At 67.0% G+C, this 17,276-nt stretch carries 18 protein-coding genes; 14 read left to right on the forward strand and 4 right to left on the reverse strand.

Going from position 1 to position 17,276, the window contains the following annotated elements; genetic code table 11:
- Positions 1-6: 6 nt before the first annotated feature.
- Positions 7-789, forward strand: coding sequence for an IclR family transcriptional regulator (locus ACIBK2_RS01055; RefSeq protein ID WP_396962253.1), 783 nt, complete (start codon positions 7-9; stop codon positions 787-789).
- On the opposite strand, the gene ACIBK2_RS01060 is transcribed toward ACIBK2_RS01055, so the two are convergent.
- Positions 786-1,580: an SAM-dependent methyltransferase gene (locus ACIBK2_RS01060; RefSeq protein ID WP_396962256.1), complete on the reverse strand. Its 795-nt coding sequence runs from the start codon at positions 1,578-1,580 to the stop codon at positions 786-788. The genes ACIBK2_RS01055 and ACIBK2_RS01060 overlap by 4 nt on opposite strands.
- 251 nt (positions 1,581-1,831) lie before the next feature.
- On the opposite strand from ACIBK2_RS01060, the gene ACIBK2_RS01065 reads away from it, so the two are divergent.
- Genes ACIBK2_RS01065 through ACIBK2_RS01075 form a run of 3 tightly spaced genes read left to right on the forward strand, consistent with a single transcriptional unit; the run spans position 1,832 to position 3,702 of the window.
- On the forward strand, positions 1,832-2,284 hold the full coding sequence (locus tag ACIBK2_RS01065) for a MarR family winged helix-turn-helix transcriptional regulator (RefSeq protein WP_396962258.1): 453 nt from the start codon (positions 1,832-1,834) through the stop codon (positions 2,282-2,284).
- Positions 2,281-2,703 (forward strand): organic hydroperoxide resistance protein, encoded by a 423-nt coding sequence (locus tag ACIBK2_RS01070; RefSeq protein WP_396962260.1) that lies wholly within the window; start codon positions 2,281-2,283, stop codon positions 2,701-2,703. Before ACIBK2_RS01065 ends, ACIBK2_RS01070 begins: the two co-directional genes overlap by 4 nt.
- 15 nt (positions 2,704-2,718) lie before the next feature.
- Positions 2,719-3,702 carry a zinc-binding dehydrogenase gene (locus tag ACIBK2_RS01075; RefSeq protein ID WP_396962262.1) on the forward strand — a complete coding sequence of 328 codons (984 nt, stop codon included), beginning with the start codon at positions 2,719-2,721 and terminating at the stop codon, positions 3,700-3,702.
- 4 nt (positions 3,703-3,706) lie between these two features.
- On the opposite strand, the gene ACIBK2_RS01080 is transcribed toward ACIBK2_RS01075, so the two are convergent.
- The 3 genes from ACIBK2_RS01080 to ACIBK2_RS01090 all read right to left on the reverse strand — a co-directional run bounded on the left by ACIBK2_RS01080 (position 3,707) and on the right by ACIBK2_RS01090 (position 7,135).
- Entirely contained in the window at positions 3,707-5,260 is a 1,554-nt protein-coding gene (locus ACIBK2_RS01080; RefSeq protein ID WP_396962264.1) for a phytoene desaturase family protein, read from the reverse strand.
- Positions 5,261-5,384: 124 nt separating this feature from the next.
- Positions 5,385-6,092, reverse strand: coding sequence for a hypothetical protein (locus ACIBK2_RS01085; RefSeq protein ID WP_396962266.1), 708 nt, complete (start codon positions 6,090-6,092; stop codon positions 5,385-5,387).
- Positions 6,093-6,202: 110 nt separating this feature from the next.
- On the reverse strand, positions 6,203-7,135 hold the full coding sequence (locus ACIBK2_RS01090; RefSeq protein WP_396962268.1) for a PDR/VanB family oxidoreductase: 933 nt from the start codon (positions 7,133-7,135) through the stop codon (positions 6,203-6,205).
- 148 nt (positions 7,136-7,283) lie between these two features.
- On the opposite strand from ACIBK2_RS01090, the gene ACIBK2_RS01095 reads away from it, so the two are divergent.
- From ACIBK2_RS01095 to ACIBK2_RS01140, 10 genes are all read left to right on the forward strand, one after another.
- Positions 7,284-8,441 carry an acyl-CoA dehydrogenase family protein gene (locus ACIBK2_RS01095; protein WP_396962270.1) on the forward strand — a complete coding sequence of 386 codons (1,158 nt, stop codon included), beginning with the start codon at positions 7,284-7,286 and terminating at the stop codon, positions 8,439-8,441.
- Positions 8,442-8,555: 114 nt separating this feature from the next.
- Positions 8,556-9,080 (forward strand): YiiD C-terminal domain-containing protein, encoded by a 525-nt coding sequence (locus ACIBK2_RS01100; protein WP_396962272.1) that lies wholly within the window; start codon positions 8,556-8,558, stop codon positions 9,078-9,080.
- Complete coding sequence (locus tag ACIBK2_RS01105) at positions 9,077-9,970, forward strand: alpha/beta fold hydrolase (RefSeq protein ID WP_396962274.1); 894 nt, start codon at positions 9,077-9,079, stop codon at positions 9,968-9,970. The genes ACIBK2_RS01100 and ACIBK2_RS01105 overlap by 4 nt, the downstream gene beginning before the upstream one ends.
- A gap of 9 nt (positions 9,971-9,979) precedes the next feature.
- The gene (locus ACIBK2_RS01110; RefSeq protein ID WP_396962277.1) at positions 9,980-11,113 is read left to right on the forward strand and encodes an ABC transporter ATP-binding protein; all 1,134 of its coding nucleotides are present in this window, start codon (positions 9,980-9,982) and stop codon (positions 11,111-11,113) included.
- Positions 11,114-11,159: 46 nt separating this feature from the next.
- Positions 11,160-12,533, forward strand: a complete 1,374-nt coding sequence (locus ACIBK2_RS01115) for an ABC transporter substrate-binding protein (RefSeq protein WP_396962279.1) — start codon at positions 11,160-11,162, stop codon at positions 12,531-12,533.
- Between the two features lie 11 nt (positions 12,534-12,544).
- Positions 12,545-13,408, forward strand: a complete 864-nt coding sequence (locus ACIBK2_RS01120; protein ID WP_396962281.1) for a metallophosphoesterase — start codon at positions 12,545-12,547, stop codon at positions 13,406-13,408.
- A gap of 4 nt (positions 13,409-13,412) precedes the next feature.
- A complete protein-coding gene (locus ACIBK2_RS01125; protein WP_396962283.1) occupies positions 13,413-14,375 on the forward strand; it encodes a carbohydrate ABC transporter permease in 963 nt (320 codons plus the stop codon).
- Positions 14,365-15,177, forward strand: a complete 813-nt coding sequence (locus ACIBK2_RS01130) for a carbohydrate ABC transporter permease (protein WP_396962285.1) — start codon at positions 14,365-14,367, stop codon at positions 15,175-15,177. The genes ACIBK2_RS01125 and ACIBK2_RS01130 overlap by 11 nt, the downstream gene beginning before the upstream one ends.
- A gap of 217 nt (positions 15,178-15,394) precedes the next feature.
- Positions 15,395-16,567: a lipase family protein gene (locus ACIBK2_RS01135; RefSeq protein WP_396962287.1), complete on the forward strand. Its 1,173-nt coding sequence runs from the start codon at positions 15,395-15,397 to the stop codon at positions 16,565-16,567.
- Complete coding sequence (locus ACIBK2_RS01140) at positions 16,564-17,253, forward strand: DUF998 domain-containing protein (RefSeq protein WP_396962289.1); 690 nt, start codon at positions 16,564-16,566, stop codon at positions 17,251-17,253. The genes ACIBK2_RS01135 and ACIBK2_RS01140 overlap by 4 nt, the downstream gene beginning before the upstream one ends.
- Positions 17,254-17,276: the final 23 nt, after the last annotated feature.

Below are 17,276 nucleotides of genomic sequence, written 5' to 3' on the forward strand. Positions count from 1 at the left end.
GATGGCATGGGAACGAGCAGCGACGTCCCGGCGTTGCGCCGCGGCCTTGCGGTGTTGCAGCTACTCGCGGGGCGAGCCGGGCCCATCTCCGCCTCGACCATCGCGCGCGAGCTCGGCCTGCCCCGGTCTACCACCTATCACCTGCTCGGCGAGCTGGAGGCGGCCCGTTTCGTCACTCGGCTGCCCAGCGAGCGCCGCTACGGGCTCGGCATCGCCGCGTTCGAGCTCGGCTCGGCCTATCTGCGGCACGACCCGCTCGAGCGGCTAGCTGGGCCGTTGCTGCGTGAGTTGGTCGAGGGGGTCGGGCACAACGCGCACCTCGGCGTGCTGCACGGCAACGAGTTGCTGTACCTCATCAAGGAACGCCCGCTGCGCCCGGAAACCCTGGTCACCGGGGTCGGCGTGCGGCTGCCCGCGCACCTGACCGCCTGTGGCCGCGCGATCCTCGCCTATCTCCCGGCCGCGCAGATCCGCGCGCTGTTCCCGTCGGCGGCCTCGTTCGTGCGCCGCACCGAGCGCGGTCCCAACTCGCTCGCGTCGCTGCGCACCATCCTGGCCACCGAGCGTAATCGCGGCTGGGCCTGCGAAGACGGCCACGTGACACCAGGCTTCGCCTCGGTCGCGTATCCCGTCTTCGACCACAACCAACGGCCCATCGCGGCCATCAGCGTCACGTTGCGGCACCACTGCGAGGCCACTCCGTGCCCCGCCGACTGGACGCCACTGGCCGGCCGGGTCCGCACGACCGCCGACAGCCTGACTCAGCGCATCGGCGGCCGCCCGACCTAGGGCTTGCGACCGATGCCGCCCCACGCCGCGGAGGGTTCCTCGCTGGTGGATTCGGAGTCGGCCCGCCACTGGTTGACCGGCACGATGCCGGGCGGCACGAGCTCGAGATTCTTGAAGACCTCGCGGACCTGATCGACGCTGCGCACGTAGTACGGAACGGCACCGGTTTTGGAGTAGTAGTCCGACAAGCGAACCAGCCGAGGGTCTTCGGTGGTTCCTTCGTACATCGCGAAATAACTTCCGGACGGAATGGCTTCCTGTAGCGCGCCGGTGATCCGGAGAACGTCGTCCCACGTGCGCGCGTGACCGAGAACGCCCATGAACATTACGGCGATCGGCTTGTTGAAGTTCAAAATATTGCGCGCTTCGGTGACCACCTGATCGGTATCGTGGAAATCCGCTTCGATTAGTGCGGTCACGCCTTCGTCGGTGGTATTGATCAGCAACGCGCGGGCGTGTGCGAGAACGAGCGGATCGTTGTCCACATAGACGATCTTGGCGTCCGGCGCGACTCCCTGCGCCACCTCATGGGTGTTCTGCATGGTGGGCAAACCGGTCCCGACGTCGAGGAACTGCCGGATGCCCGCCTCCTCGGCGAGGTAGCGCACCACACGTATGAGGAACTTGCGCGATTGCCGGGCCATCGTGCCGATATCGGGATACACCGATATCCCCGACTCGCCGGCTATCCGATCGACTTCGTAAAAGTCCTGACCACCGAGCCAGTAATTCCAGATTCGTGCGGAATGGGGTACATCGGTGCGGATCAGCCGATCGCTTTCGCGGACCATGATGCGGCTCCTCGAGAGGTGGTACGTGCGGCTGACTGTACAAGCGTCCAACGGCCCGTGTCGGTGAATTCAGACATAAACACCGAAGAGTCAGATTGGACACGAGTCGCCTGTTCCGCGAACGCACGGAAGTCGGTTCTCGCCAGCCCGGTGGGCTTGGACACTCTACATCTCGCGACGCCTCGGACTGTGACCGGGAACACCCAGTTGATCGGTTGTGCACAATATAGTTGCGGACTACGTTATTGGACATGACCGACCATCTGACCCTCGATGAGCAGCTGTGCTTTCCGCTGTACGCGGCATCCCGGGCGATGACCGCGGTCTACCGGCCGAAACTCGAACGGCTCGGGCTCACCTACCCGCAGTACCTGGTGATGCTCGCCCTGTGGGAGCGCGACGGGCGTAGCGTCGGCGAGGTGTGCCACGCCCTCGCGTTGGACTCCGGCACGCTGTCTCCGCTGCTCAAGCGGCTGGAGGCGGCGGGTCTCGTGCGGCGGCGACGCGCGGCCGACGACGAACGACGCGTCGATATCCAGCTCACCGAACGCGGACAGGCGCTGCGCGAAGAGGCCCGCGGCATCCCGGCCGAAATGGCCGAGGCCTGCGGCCTTTCCGTCGACGAATTCTTGGCGCTGCGGGCAACCCTGCGGCGATTGACCAGCGCACTCTCGGCACCACCGATCGAAGGAGAACAGTCATGAAGATCCTGTACACCGCGGAGGCCTTGGCGACCGGCGACGGCCGCAACGGGCACGCCCGCACCACCGACGGCAAGGTCGACGTCGATCTGGCCACCCCGCCGGAAATGGGCGGCAGCGGCGCGGGCACCAACCCCGAGCAGCTGTTCGCGGCCGGTTACGCGGCCTGTTTCCATTCAGCGCTGCGCCTGGTCGGCAAGCAGGCCAAGGCCAATGTCGACGATTCCGCGGTCGGCGCGAAGGTCGGCATCGGCCCGAACGACGCAGGCGGCTTCGAGCTCGCGGTCACCCTCGAGGTATCGCTGCCGCACCTGTCCCGCGAGGACGCGCAGGCCCTCGCCGACAAGGCACACCAGGTGTGCCCGTACTCCAACGCCACCCGCGGCAACATCGACGTCAATGTCGTTGTCGCCGAAGACTGAACGAAGGAGCAAAGCATGCGTGCGGTAGTTATCGAAAGCTTCGGCGAACCGAAGGACGTACTGAACACGGCCGAACGGCCGCAGCCCGAACCCGGCGAGGGTGAGGTGCGGGTCGAGCTGATCCTCGCGCCCATCCACAATCACGACCTCGCCATCGTTCGCGGCGTGTACGGGTACAAGCCGCCGCTGCCCGCCATCCCGGGCACCGAGGGTGTTGGCCGGATCGACGCGCTCGGCGCCGGCGTGACCGGACTGACTGTCGGCCAACGGGTTACCGTCTCCGGCGCGCAGAACGTGTGGGCCGACTACTTCGTCGCCAAGGCCGCTCAGGTGGTGCCGGTACCGGATGCGGTGTCCGACGAGACCGCCGCCCAATTGCTGGCCATGCCGCTCAGCGCGCTGATGCTGCTCGAGGATCTCGAGGTGGCCGCCGGCGACTGGATCGCGATCAACGCCGCCAACGGCGCGGTCGGCAGGCTGGTGAATGTGCTTGCGCGGCAGCGTGGTGTCAAGGTGCTGAACCTGGTGCGCGGGCCGAAATCGGTCGAGGCGCTGCAGGCCGCGGGCTTCGAGCCGGTCTTCGACACCGAGGTCGAGGGCTGGCGTGACGCGGCCGTCGCCGCCACGTCGGGTGCGCCGATCGTGCGCGCCGTCGATCAGGTGGGCGGACGCGCGGCCAGCGATGCGATGGCCTTGCTGGCCCCCAAGGGCGAGCTGATTTCGTTCGGTGCGCTGTCCGGCCAGCCGATGACGCTCAGCCCGAGTGACCTCATCTTCAAGCAGACTGTGGTCAAGGGCTTCTGGGGTTCCAAGCGGATCGAGGAGACCTCGCCCGAGGATCGCAGGCGGCTGATCGGCGAGCTGGTGTCCGCCGCGGCGCAGGGCGTGCTGAAGCTCGACGTCGAGGCCGTCTACCCGCTGGATGCGGCGGCCGACGCGGCCGTGGCCACCGAAAGCCCGGGTCGCAGCGCGAAGGTCGTGCTTGCGCCGAAGGTCTGACGCGCTACGGGCGCGGTTCGAGTACGGCCATGGCGGCATTGTGACCTGGAATGCCGCTGACGCCGCCGCCTCGGATCGCGCCCGCGCCGCAGAGCAGGACATTGCGGTGCCCGGTCGCGACACCCCACCGTGCGGCCGGGTCTGTCTCGGAATCGTCCGTTCGATAAGGAAAGGCCAAGTCGCGGTGGAAGATATGGCCGCCCGGTAGGCCTACCTCCTGTTCGAGGTCGAGCGGGGTTTTCGCTTCCAGGCATGGCTCGCCGTTCTCGTCGACGGCGAGGCAATCGGCGATCGACTCGGCCAGGACCGAATCCAGCTGGGCTATGGTCGCTTTCACGAGTTCGGCCTTCACTGCCGCCGGATCCTTGGCGAAAAGCTTTGCCGGTGTGTGTAATCCGAACAGGGTGAGGGTGTGCGCGCCCTGCGCCGCCAGTTCCGGCGACAGGATCGACGGATCGGTCAGCGTGTGGCAGTAGATCTCCGACGGTGGCGCGGACGGAATCCGGCCGATCGCCGCCTCGCCGTAGGCGCGGTCCAGCTGTGTGTACGATTCGCCGATGTGGAAGGTCCCGGCGAACGCTTCGCGCGGGTCGACCGAGGTGTCGCGTAGCCTAGGCAGGCGATTCAGCAACATGTTGACTTTGAGTTGCGCGCCTTCGGGTTTCGCCTCCGACGCCTCGCCGAGTAACCGCGCGAGCTCGTGCGGAGCGGCATTTACCAGCACATGGCCCGCACCCACCACACCGTCCGAATAGGTCACTTCGGCTGCGCGACCATCGGTTTCGATCGCGGTGACCGCGCAATCGGTGACGATCTCCGCGCCCGCAGCGCGCGCGGCCTCGGCGAGTGCGTCCGTGAGCGCGCCCATGCCGCCCACCGGCACGTCCCAGTCCCCCGTGCCGCCGCCGACGACGTGATACAGAAAGCAGCGGTTCTGCCGCAGCGTCGAATCGTGCGCGTGCGTAAACGTTCCGATCAGCGCATCGGTCAGCACGACCCCACGCACCGTGTCGTCGGCGAATTCCGACTCCACGATCTCCCCCAGCGGCCGCTCGAACAACGCCTCCCAAGCAACTTCGTCGTCGACGATGCTCCGCAACTCCGTCCGCGACGGCAGCGGCTGCGTCAATGTCGGAAACACCCGCTCGGCCAGCCGCCCGGTCATCGCATAAAACCGTTGCCACGCAACAAAATCCCGATCGGACCCGGTCAATCGAACGAAACTCTCCCGCGTGCGCTCCGCGGAACCGGTGTCCACCAACAACCCGCCGGCCCCCACCGGCGTATACGACGAAATCCGCCGACGCCGCGTCGCGAACGACAACCCCAACTCGTCGACGATCTGCCGAGGCAGCAAACTCACCAGATACGAGTACCGCGACAACCGCGCATCCACCCCGGCGAACACCCGCGCCGACACCGCCGCTCCGCCGGTACCGGACTGCCGCTCCAGCACCGCCACCGACCGCCCGGCCCGCGCCAGATACGCGGCGGCCACCAATCCGTTGTGACCACCACCCACAACCACCACGTCATACGACGACCGCGTCGGCTTCATCCATCCTCGATAGCACGGATTCCCGCCGATCGACAGCCGAACACGAACAAGACCCCGCCCGGTCGGGTAGACCGGACGGGGCCGAGTGTCCCCCAACGAACGCCGTTGGGATCTTCTCCACTACCTACTTGGCCGGGGGCGCCGGGGGCATAGGCGGCTGGGCGATAGTGGCGAAGTACTGGATAGCCGCACCGATGGCGACCGGCGCGGTCACCAGGATCTGGCCCGCGACGGTGCCCAGGGCGCCGACCGCGATGATGCCGCCGAGGCAGCCGACGGCCGCGGCCGGGATGAACGGACCGAACATGCCGATGATGGTGGCAGCGGCGGCGGTGGCACCGAGGATGCCGCCGAGCACGCAACCGACGGCCGCGCCGCCGAGGCCACCGACGAGGGTGCCGATGGTGGCACCCATCGAGATGGTGCTCGTCATGCGGGTCCAGGCGGCCTGCTCACGGTCGTAGTCGGTCTTCCACGGCGCCTTGTCCTCGAACGGCAGAGCGACCGGCTTGTAGGTCGCCTTGTCCATCTCGAACTGCGGAGTCAGCGTCGCGGTGTGATCCGCGATATCGGCCGCGATCGGGAACTCGAACTCGTCGACCCGGAACTTCAGCGGCGTACCCGTGAGGGTGCTGCCGTTGGCGGCCTTGATCTTGAAGACACCGTCCTCGACGACCATCGAGCCACCGTCGGTCTTGACGACGGTCTGGGTCGCGGTCGCGTTGGCGGTGAAATCGATCGCGTCCTCACCGGCGGGCTGTGCCGCGGCCGTGCCGGCGGCGATGCCGACTGCGGCGGCCACTCCTGCAGCCACCGCAACGATTTTCCTCATCTATACCTTCTTCCTGTGGAGATTCGGCACGCCGAGCGTGCCGCGTGCCGGTCGCGGATCGCGCCGACAAGTCAATGCCCGGCGGCCGGTGGCACACCGTGCGGACCGAGTCACAGATCCAGCACGAGCACATCCGATCTGGACCGCGAAACGCACAGCATCATGGTGTTGCCCCGCGCCTGCTCGTCGGCCGTGAGCAGCGAATCGCGGTGGTCGATATCGCCTGCGAGAACGGCTGTTTCGCAGGTGCCGCAGGCGCCTTCGCGGCAGGAGGTGACGATACCGATACCGGCCCGCTCCAGCACATCGGCGATGGACTGATTCGAGCCGACCCGGAAAGTTCTACCGCTGCCTGCCAATCGGACCTCGAAGGACTCGTTCGGCGCGAATTCCATTGGCCTGGGCACGAATCGCTCCAGGTGTACGGACAGCCCCTGTCGCGCACCCTCTGCCTCGACGGCGGCGAGCAACGGCTCCGGCCCGCAGCAGTAGACCGCGGCATCGCTGTGCTCGGCCAGGATGTCGGCCAGCGGCAGCAGGCCGTGTTCGTCTTGCGGCAACAACGCTGCGGCCGGGTACTTGTTCGCGAGGTCGTCGGCGAAGGCCATGTGCGCGCGCGTGCGACCGCCGTAATACAGCGACCACCGTGCGCCTGCCGCATCGGCAGCGGCCACCATCGGCAGGATCGGCGTGATCCCGATGCCGCCCGCCAGGAAAACATACCGCTCGCAATCAACCAGCTCGAAATTGTTGCGCGGCATCGACACTCGCAGCACAGTACCGGGAAGAGCGGTACTGTGCAGATGATGCGATCCGCCACGGCCGGTGGGCTCGTGTAAGACCGCGATGCGCCAGTGGCTCGACTGCGCCGGATCACCGCACAACGAATACTGACGGACACCCGCGGCACCTACAGCGACATCGATGTGCGCGCCCGGTGTCCAACTCGGCAACTCCCCGCCCGCCTCGGCGGAGAGCTCGAGCGAGAACACGCCCTCGGCCTCGTCACGGCGAGCCGACACCCGTACCGGAATTTCAGTCATCCCTACCTTCTTTCGCGGGGTTGATCGGGCCAGCTCACCGTCGCGGACATCCCCTGGCAACGCACCAAGAAAAAGCCCAGTCGATTCGGGCGATCGACGTTGACTATCGCCCCGACTCAGACGACCCCGCGGCCCCGAAACTGGCGCCATGACGACTGTGGGGCAATTGGTGGACAAAACCACCCAGTTCATTCGTGACCAGGTCGTTCCGGTGGAACGCGAGGTCATCGTCGACGGGCGGGTGATGGACGACGCGCTGCGCCTCGACCTGCAGAAGAAGGCCAAGGAGGCGGGCGTGTTCGGCCCGCTGTCGGACCCGAAGTACGGCGGGCTCGGCCTGGACACCCGCGCCCAGGCCCAGGTGCTGGAGGCGGCCGGTGCCAGCCTGCTCGGCCCGATCGCGGTCAACGCCTGGGCACCCGACGACGGCAATATCCATCTGCTCGCCCACGTAGCCAACGCCGAGCAACAGGAGCGCTACCTCGCGCCGCTGGCCTCCGGTGAGGTGCGCTCGGCGATCGCCATGACCGAACCGGCGCCCGGCGCGGGCTCCGATCCCGGCATGCTGCAGACGGTGGCCGAGGAGACCGACGACGGCTGGATCATCAACGGCGCCAAGCACTTCACCACCGGCGCGCAGGGCGCCGCGTTCACCATCTGCGTGGCCAGGACCGGTGACGGACCGACGATGTTCCTGGTCGACCAGGACAACCCGGGCCTGAAGGTCGGGCGCCGGATGCCGACCCTCGACCACACCAGCGCCCCCGGCGGACACTGCGAGATCACCTTCGCCGACTGCGTCGTCCCCGATTCCGCCGTGCTCGGCGAGGTCGGCCAGGGACTGGCGCTGGCCCAGGTGCGGCTCGCCCCGTCCCGGCTGGTGTTCTGCATGAACTGGCTCGGACTCGCGGTGCGCGCGCATCACCTCGCCATCGAACACATCAGCACCCGAACCTCTTTCGGTGTGCCGATCGCCGAACACGGCCTGGCCCAGGGCATGGTCGCCGACAACGAGATCGACATCGCCGCCGCCCGCGGCGTCATCCGCACCGCGGCCGAGACCATCGACGCACAGGGACCCACGTCATCGCAGGCACGCCACGACGCGTCGATCGCCAAAACCTTCGTCTCCGAGGCGGTGTGGCGGGTGCTCGATCGTGCGGTGCAGCTGCACGGCGGCCTAGGTGTCTGCGAGGACTACCTGGTAGCGCGGTTCTTGGTGGAGGCCAGGGCTTTCCGGATCTATGAGGGACCTTCTGAGGTTTTGCGCTGGTCGATCGCCCGGCGTGCGTTGCGGAATCGCTGAGTCCAGCATGCGTCACCGTGTCATCGCACCGCACCGCACCACCGCACCGCACCAGCGCCTCGCATCTCGCGAGACCACCGCGCCACCGCATTCCGACACAGCAGGGAGTACCGCATGACCACGCGAGAGATCGCCGGCTTCGCCGCCGCCTACCCCGAACTCGACGGTGCCGCCGTCGACTACGAATACCTGCGGGCTGTGTCACAGGACATGGTGCCGTTCGGCCGCCACGTCGGCACCCTGATCACCGAGATCGGCCCGGAGCGGGCCGTTGTCGAGATCCCCGCCGTCGACGGCGTCCGTAACCACATGGGCACCGTGCACGCGGGTGCGCTGTTCACCGCCGCCGATATCGGCGGCGCCGCGGCGTTCGTCGGTGCGGCCGCCCGGCGCCTGTCCACCATCGAGCGCCTGGTGCTGCGGGCGGGCACAGCCTCCTACCGCAAGCCCGCCGTCGGCCGGATCCGCGCGATCGCCACGGTCGACCGGCGCGAGCTCGCCGAGGTGCTGAGCACCAGCGTGTCGAACCGATTCGAGTTGTCCGGCAAGGCTTCCCTGGTCGACGACGGCGATGTGGTGGTCGCCAAGTTCACCTTCGACTACGTGTGCGATGTGACGATCCCGGAGACGGACCGGTGACCACCGCGGCACCCAAGAAGGGCTCGGAATTCACCGGCCTCGAATCGACCACCGTCACGACCTCCGACGAGGTCACCTTCACCGTCCGCTTCCTGCCGGGCAAGAAGGCCGACGCGCCGGTGGTGCTGATCCTGCCCGCCATGGCGATGAAGGCGAAAAACTACCTGTCGCTCGCGAAAGAGCTGAACGCCCAGGGCCTTTCGGTCGCCACCTGCGACCTGCGGGCGCACGGCGAGGCCAAGCCCGAGCTCGGGCTGCACCGCAACTTCGGCTATCGGGAGATGCTGGAGATCGACATGCCCGCGATCGTCGCCGCTGTGCGGCACCGCTTTCCGGACGCGCCGATCCACCTGTTCGGGCACAGCCTCGGCGGGCAGGTGGCGCTGCTGTTCGCCGCCGCCGAGCCGGACAGCGTCGCCGGAGTCACCGTGATCGGCACCGGCACGGTGTTCTGGTGGGCGTTCGGTCCGCGACGCTGGTTCGAGGCGCTGAGCCAGATCCAGTGGATCGGCCTGGTCGCGCGCTGGAAGGGCCACTGGCCCGGCGGCGTGCTGATCCCCGCGCCGATGCCGGGCGGCGTCATGCGGGACTGGGCGATGCACTCGCTCACCAGCTACTACCGCCCCAAAGGCAGTGCGCGCCAGTACAACACGCTGCTGCGCACCATGACAGCGCCGGTGCTGGTCATCTCGCTGTCCGACGACGTGCTCGGCCCGAAGTCCAATGTCGACTTCCTGGTCTCCCGGATGCCGAAGGCGCGCGTCACCCAGTGGCACATCGACGAGGACTCGCCGGTCGAGCATCGCGATCACTTCACCTGGGTCAAGGATTCCCCGGCGATCGCGGCCCGTGTCGCGACCTGGATTGTCGCCGGCGAACTGCCCGGCTGAGGAGAACTGGTGGCAAGACTGCGAATTGACAAGGTGTCGAAGCAATTCGGCGCGACCTACGCGGTGCGCGAGGTGAGCCTGGACATCGCCGACGGCGAGTTCCTGGTGCTGCTCGGGCCCAGCGGGTGTGGCAAGTCCACGCTGCTGCGGATGATCGCGGGCCTGGAGGATCCGACCGGCGGCCTGATCCTGTTGGACGACAACGACATCACGCACCGGGCGCCGCAGCAGCGCGACCTGGCGATGGTGTTCCAGAGCTACGCGCTCTACCCGCATCTGACGGTGGCCAAGAACATCGGCTTCCCGCTGCGGGCCAGGCGCACGCCGCGCACGAAGATCGCCGAGCGGGTGGCCGAGGTGGCGGGCATCCTCGGCCTCGGCGAGCTGCTGCGGCGCAAGCCAGGCGCGCTGTCGGGCGGCCAGCGGCAGCGAGTCGCGTTGGCCCGCGCCATGGTTCGCGATCCCGGCGCCTTCCTGATGGACGAGCCGCTGTCGAACCTGGACGCCAAGCTGCGCAGCGCCACCCGCGCCGAGCTGATCGCGCTGCACCGCAGGCTGGGAGCGACGTTCCTCTACGTCACCCACGACCAGGTCGAGGCGATGACCATGGCGGACCGGATCGCGCTGCTCAACGAGGGGCAGGTGGAGCAGGTCGGCACGCCGACCGAGTTGTACGACCGGCCGCGGTCCACCTTCGTCGCCGGATTCCTCGGCGCTCCCCCGATGAACCTGTTCCCCGGTGTCGTCACCGAACGCAGCGGCAAGCTGTTCCTGGTGGCCGACGGCATCGATGTCGAATTGGCCATCACCGCTGCCGATTTCGGCACCTCGGTCGAGGTCATCGCCGGTATCCGCCCGGAACAGCTTCGGCTCGACGTCACCGCAGCGGACATCCGCGGCGAGGTGACCATGGTCGAGAACCTGGGCAGCGAGGAACTGATCCACTTCACCACCGGCGACCACACGCTCTGTGCCCGCGCACCGCGGCCGGCAGAGGTCCACGCCGACGACAGCATCGGGCTGCGCGTCGATCCCGCCCATATCCACCTCTTCGACCCCGAATCCGGCCTGCGCATGACCTGGCAAGAGCCACAGCCGGATTCGCTACGCGAGGGCGCCGACGCAGTCGTCGCCGTCGCCTGACTCGTGACAACGCTGTCCGACAGCACCGAACAATGAGGAGAACACCGTGAACCGCACCGCGCCCATCTTGGGCATGGTGTTCGCAACCACCGTCGCGCTCAGCGCTTGCGGCGGACTCGGGAGCACCAGCACAGATTCGAACTCCAGCACCGCACAGATCCCGGACTTGAAGCCGGATCAGCACGTGGCCATCGTGTTCGAGTCCTACAACTACGGACTCGCCGGAGCGTGGACCGATACCTTCAACACGCTCATCGGCGACTTCCGCAAGAAGTTCCCGAACATCACGGTGACCGCGCAGAAGCCGCAGGGCAACAGCCCGAACCCGGCCACGGACACCATCTCCAGCATCCAGAACCAGACGGTCGCGGGCACCCCGCCGGACGTCGCGCAGCTCGGCTTCAGCGACCTGGACTACACCGTCCATCAGCTGGGCGCCAAGCCGCTGGACACGCTGGTCTCCAAGCAGGAGGTCCAGCGCAACTTCGACGGCGCCAAGTACCCATTCGCGCCGAAAGCCCGCACCCTCGCCGATTGGGACGGCCACACCTACGGCGTGCCGTTCGTCTTCTCCACGCCGGTGCTGTATTTCAACGCCTCGCTGTTCACCGAGGCCGGGCTCGATCCGGCCAAGCCGCCGACCACCTGGCAGCAGGTCGCCGAGGCGTCGAGCGCGATCACCAGCAAGACCGGTAAGGGCGGCATCTACGTCGACTGCCTGACCAAGACCGCCAAGGACTGGTGCTTCCAGTCGCTGGTCCGGTCCAATGGCGGCCGGGTCATCTCCGAGGACCGCAAGTCGCTGACCTTCGCCGACGCTCCCGTCGTCGAGGTCGCGCGGCAGCAACAGCAGCTCGTCGAGTCGGGCAGCATGCCCAAGCTCAACCAGAAGCAGGGCTACGAGGCGTTCGCCCGCGGCGATATCGGCATGATCCTGGAGACCAGCTCGATCCAGGGCACCTTCACCACCGGTGCCAAGGACAAATGGGACCTGCGGGCCGCGCCCATGCCGAGCTACGCAGGCAAGCCGACGGTGCCGACGAATTCCGGCGCCTCCCTGCATATTCTGTCGAACGACCCGGCCAAGCAGCGGGCGTCCTGGGAGCTGATCAAGTTCCTCACCAGCGAAGACGCCTACACCAAGATCGCGCAGGGCATCGGCTACCTGCCGCTGCGCACCGGTCTGATGGATGACCCTGCCGGACTGAAGGATTGGTCCGCGAAGAACCCGCTGCTACAGCCGAATGTCGCCCAGCTGGCGAACATGGAGCCGTGGATCTCCATGCCGGGCACCAACTACCTGCAGATCCGCGACGGCATGATGGACGCGGTCGAGGCGATCGTGTTCCAGGGCAAGGACCCGCAGGCCACCTTGACCGAAGCGCGTGAGCAGGGCGCCAAACTGCTGCCGGTCTCATGAACGGACACAGCATGAACACGCCGGTTACGATCGTCCAGCTCACCGACACCCACATCCGGCCCGCCGGTGAAAAGGTGCACGGCAAGGTCGATACCTACGAGAACCTCACCCATGTGCTGCAGCAGCTGCGGGCCTCGCAACAGCGAATCGACGCGCTGGTGCTGTCGGGGGACCTGACCGACAACGGGTCGCCCGAGGCGTACCGGCGGCTGCGTGACGCGGTCGAGCCGGTGGCCGCCGAGCTCGGCGCGCAGACGGTGTATGTGATGGGGAATCACGATGAGCGCGCGGCGTTCGGCACCGAGTTGTTCGGAAACGATGCTGCCGCAATTGATCCCGATGTCACGCACGACAGTGTCACCGAGGTGGCCGGGTTGCGGATCATCGCGCTGGACAGCTCCACCCCGGGCCGGCACGACGGACGGCTGGAACCGGAACAGCTCGACTGGCTGGCCGAGGAGCTGCGCCGACCGGCGCAACACGGCACGCTGCTGGTGCTGCACCACCCGCCGATCCCGTCGCCGATCGCGACCACCGAGTACCTGAAACTCGAACAGCCCGAGCTGCTCGACGAGGTGCTCTCCGGATCGGACGTGCGGCTGATCATCTGCGGGCACAACCACCTGACCGGTGCGTCCGCGCTCGGCGGCATCCCGGTCTGGATCGGGCCCGCACTGTCGTATCGGATCGATCCGATCGCGCCGGTCGGACGGCACCGCGGGCTGGTCGGATTCGGGTACAGCCGCATCGATCTGCTCGGATCGTCGCTGGTGGCCACCGCGATCGAGGCGACTCCCGCCGAAACCGTCTACGACAGAACGGAACAGGACGTGCTCGATCAGCTCGCCGCGTTGGCCGCGGCCGAGACCAGGTAGCTCGATGTTCGTCATCGAAACCCCGCGCGTCGCCGAGGACGTGGCCGAGCCGGTCACTTCCCCGGTGCCGCCGCCGCACCGCCTCGCCCGGTTCCGCCGGGCGGGGCGGTGCGTGGTGCCCTATTTGTATCTGGCGCCCGCGCTGTTCCTGCTCGTGGTGTGGACCTACCGGCCGCTGGTGCAGGCGTTCGAATTGTCCACCTACTCCTGGAATCTGCTGCCGACCTCGCCGATGAAGCCGGTCGGTACCGGCAATTACGCACGGCTGATGGATCTTCCGGCGTTCTGGAATTCGATCGGCCGCACGGGTGCGCTGATCCTCGGCATGTTGCCGTTCACCGTGGTGCTTCCGGTGCTCATCGCGTTGGCGAGCAAGCGGGTGCACGGGCGGGCCAGGACGATCTATCAGGCGTTCATCTTCGTGCCGTTCCTGGTGGCTCCCGTTGCGGCGGCGGCGGTTTGGCGGTGGCTGCTGCATCCCGGCGCCGGGTTCGTCGACCAGCTGCTCGGCTCGGATCGCAACTGGGTGTACGACGTGAGCACCGCGCACCTGGTGATCATCGCGATCACCGGCTGGCAGCTGCTCGGGTTCTCGGTGCTGGTGGTGTGGGCCGGATTGGCCGGTATCAGTGGCGATTACAACGAGGCGGCTCAGGTGGACGGCGCGAGTCCGGGGCAGATCCGGCGCTGGATCACGCTGCCGCTGCTGTCGCCCACCGTGATGTTCCTGGTTCTCACCACCGTATTGCTCAGTCCTGTGCTGACTTTCCCGCTCATCGACTCGATGACGCAGGGCGGTCCCTCGCAGGCCACCACGAATATCTATTACCTGCTGTGGGATTACGCCTTCCACAGTTTCGACGCCGGGCTCAGCGCGGCCGCTGGAGTGCTGTTGTTCGCCGGATTCGGTGTGATCGCCGGGATTCTGGTGTGGATCTCGGAAAAGGTTGCCTTCCATGATGATTGATCGATTGCGCGCCGCAGGCAGCCACGCGCTGCTCGCGGTGACCGCCGTGGTGTGTATTTTCCCGATCTACTGGCTGTTCGCCACCTCGCTGCGCAGGCCGGAGGATGTCACCTCGCTGTCGCCGATTCCCTGGCCGATCTCGTTCGCCAACTACACCGACGCGGCCGAGAAGGTCGACGTGGCCGGGCTGATCGGCAATACCTTCTTCATCGCGGCGCTGTCCGCGGTGGGTCAGCTGCTCGTCGCGCTGTTGGCGTCCTACGCGTTCGCGATGTACACGTTCCCGTTCCAGAAGATCCTGTATCTGGCGTTCGTCGGTACCTGGCTGGTGCCGTTCCAGGTGACCATGCTGCCGAACTATGTGCTGCTCACCCAGCTCGGGTTGATCAACTCGCTGATCGGTGTCGTGCTGCCGACGCTGTGCTCGGCGCTGGCTGTACTGCTGTTGCGTCAGCACATGGCGAGCTTTCCCAAGGAGCTGGTCGCGGCCGCCAAGATCGACGGGCGGTCGTCGTGGTCGATCCTGTGGACCGTGGTCGTGCCCAATCTGCGGCCCGCGCTGGCCGCGCTGGGCATCCTGCTGTTCATCAATGCCTGGAACGAGTATTTCTGGCCCGCGGTCGTGCTTCGCCAAGGCAACAGCGTGCTGCAGCTCGGGTTGCGGAGCTTCATGGGCACCGAGGGTGATCAGTGGGGACCGATGATGGCGCTGGCGAGCCTCGCATGCTTGCCCGTTCTCGTGATGTATCTGTTGTTGCAACGCCACATCGTGAACGCCTTCGTCAGGTCCGGACTGAAGTAGTTTCAGGTGGTCGGTTACGAATCGGTGCGCAAACTGAGATTCCGCTCACTCACCGATGCGGAGACGGCGATCACCGGACATCCTGATCTTGCTGGGAACGTCACGAGCCGGCGATTCGACCGGACGCCAAGGTGCGCAGGCGAAACGTTGACGCAGGGGCAGTGACGACGCGGAGATAGCAAACAGTGCGCAGCAGAGTCGAAGGAGCGAATGGATCGTGCGTCCGAAGAGGGCACTGACGTGGGTTTCCCTGGCCGCCGCCGCAGTGCTGATGGCCGCGAGTTGCGGGTCCTCCTCGGACACCGCCGCCGAGACGCCGCAGAAGCCGGGCACGCTCCTCTCGCAGCGGCCGCTGACGAACGGCGGTCCGAAGATCTCGGCGGCAGCCGGTTCGGCGACGTACTTCCGGTACATTTCCACCTCTCCGAACAAATCGCCTATCGAGGTGTCGGGCGCGGTGTACTTGCCGAAAGGCACTGCACCGGAAGGGGGTTGGCCGCTGGTCGCCTACGGGCACGGCACCTCCGGGGTAGCCAACGATTGTGCGCCGACGAGCTCGCCCGAGCTGTTCGGCAACGACGTCACGGTCGCCAACCTGCTCGACGCGCACAAGGCCGTGGTGATGACCAATTACCAAGGTCTCGATGGTCCTGGCTCGGCACCGTATCTGCAAGCAGAGTCCTCGGGATACGACGTGCTCGATTCCGTTCGGGCCGCGCAGCAACTCGATTTGCCGGTGACCAAAGAGGTTGTGCTCGTCGGGCTGTCGCAGGGCGGGCGGGCCACCGAGTCCGCAGCCGAGACAGCCAAGACCTACGCGCCCGAGTTGAAGATCCTCGGCAATGTGCTGCTCTCGCCCGCACTGCGCAGCGAACTCGCCAAGGCTGCGGCAACGAACACGCTGACCGTCGGCCAGTACCTGCTACTGCCCTACCTGGTGGCGGCCGTTCGCTATGACCACCCGGACTACTCCTACGACAAGGTTCTGCACGGCGCGCTGCTCACGGCGGCACCGCGCCTCGAAGGACTCTGCACCGGCCAGACGACACTGCGGGACCTGGCCATCGGCCAGGCCGCGACACCCGCCGCCGCGTCGTTCGTCGACGACGGTGCCCGGCAGGCGCTCGACGACTACGAGTCCGGTGGCAACCTGCCCAAGGTTGCCACCGACATCCCGACCTTCATCTCGCGCGGCGACAGCGACGATCTGGTCAACACCGCATGGGGCAACCAGGCCGTCGCCGACATGTGCGGCCTCGGCATCAACCTCGTCGACCACGTGCTGCCCGGCGGGCACGAGGCCTGGCGCGCCCGCGGCGATCTGGTCACCGCGTGGATCAACGACCGTTTCACGGGTGCCCCCGTCCCGCCGACCACCTGCCGCCGGTGACCGCCCGCCTGAAAACCGGAGCGGCGCTGCTGATCCTGACGATCAGCTACTACATCGCCGAACTGATCGTCGGCAACCGCTGGCAGGACGCGCACCCATACAGCTGGTCCGACAACATGATCAGCGACCTCGGCGTCCCCGAATGCTTCGGTGACATGGCGCAATACGGCGCGTCGACGCCCCGCTACATCTGTTCGCCGTGGCACGCGCTGATGTCGACCGAGTTCGTGCTGCTCGGCGTCCTCGTGCTCGCCGCAGCGCTGCTACTCACCCCACTACTGCCGAAAACCCTTGCCGGACGGGCGATTCCCTACCTCGCCCTGATCAACTGCCTCGGCATTGCCCTGGTCGGCACCTTCCCCGGCAGCGCAGGCGAAGTCCCCGGCGGCAACCACCTGCGCGCCGTCCTACACCCGACCGGCGCCTACCTCGAACTACTCTCCGGCCTTGCGATCATGATCATCATCACCCGCGCCTACCGATCCCACCGCGCTTACACCGCAACAACTCTCGCCTTGATCATCGTGACGATCATCGGCATGATCACCAGCCTCGCCCCGGACCACCTCGGCCTCGGCGCGGGCACCGCCGAACGCCTCGCCATCGACCCGTTCGTCGTCTGGCGAATCGTCACTGGCGTCGTCCTCCTCATCGCCTTGCCCAGAATCCAGCGCCAAGCCGACTGAGGGTCCCGCCCGACGCCGATCAG

The organism is Nocardia sp. NPDC050175 (genome assembly GCF_044459885.1).
In the GTDB taxonomy this organism is placed as follows: Bacteria; Actinomycetota; Actinomycetes; order Mycobacteriales; family Mycobacteriaceae; genus Nocardia.

Bases quoted from the DNA above. Each gene is read 5' to 3' on its own strand.
- ACIBK2_RS01055 (WP_396962253.1), top strand. From the start codon at position 7: ATGGGAACGAGCAGCGACGTCCCGGCGTTGCGCCGCGGCCTTGCGGTG.
- ACIBK2_RS01060 (WP_396962256.1), bottom strand. From the start codon at position 1,580: ATGGTCCGCGAAAGCGATCGGCTGATCCGCACCGATGTACCCCATTCC.
- ACIBK2_RS01065 (WP_396962258.1), top strand. From the start codon at position 1,832: ATGACCGACCATCTGACCCTCGATGAGCAGCTGTGCTTTCCGCTGTAC.
- ACIBK2_RS01070 (WP_396962260.1), top strand. From the start codon at position 2,281: ATGAAGATCCTGTACACCGCGGAGGCCTTGGCGACCGGCGACGGCCGC.
- ACIBK2_RS01075 (WP_396962262.1), top strand. From the start codon at position 2,719: ATGCGTGCGGTAGTTATCGAAAGCTTCGGCGAACCGAAGGACGTACTG.
- ACIBK2_RS01080 (WP_396962264.1), bottom strand. From the start codon at position 5,260: ATGAAGCCGACGCGGTCGTCGTATGACGTGGTGGTTGTGGGTGGTGGT.
- ACIBK2_RS01085 (WP_396962266.1), bottom strand. From the start codon at position 6,092: ATGAGGAAAATCGTTGCGGTGGCTGCAGGAGTGGCCGCCGCAGTCGGC.
- ACIBK2_RS01090 (WP_396962268.1), bottom strand. From the start codon at position 7,135: ATGACTGAAATTCCGGTACGGGTGTCGGCTCGCCGTGACGAGGCCGAG.
- ACIBK2_RS01095 (WP_396962270.1), top strand. From the start codon at position 7,284: ATGACGACTGTGGGGCAATTGGTGGACAAAACCACCCAGTTCATTCGT.
- ACIBK2_RS01100 (WP_396962272.1), top strand. From the start codon at position 8,556: ATGACCACGCGAGAGATCGCCGGCTTCGCCGCCGCCTACCCCGAACTC.
- ACIBK2_RS01120 (WP_396962281.1), top strand. From the start codon at position 12,545: ATGAACACGCCGGTTACGATCGTCCAGCTCACCGACACCCACATCCGG.
- ACIBK2_RS01125 (WP_396962283.1), top strand. From the start codon at position 13,413: ATGTTCGTCATCGAAACCCCGCGCGTCGCCGAGGACGTGGCCGAGCCG.
- ACIBK2_RS01130 (WP_396962285.1), top strand. From the start codon at position 14,365: ATGATGATTGATCGATTGCGCGCCGCAGGCAGCCACGCGCTGCTCGCG.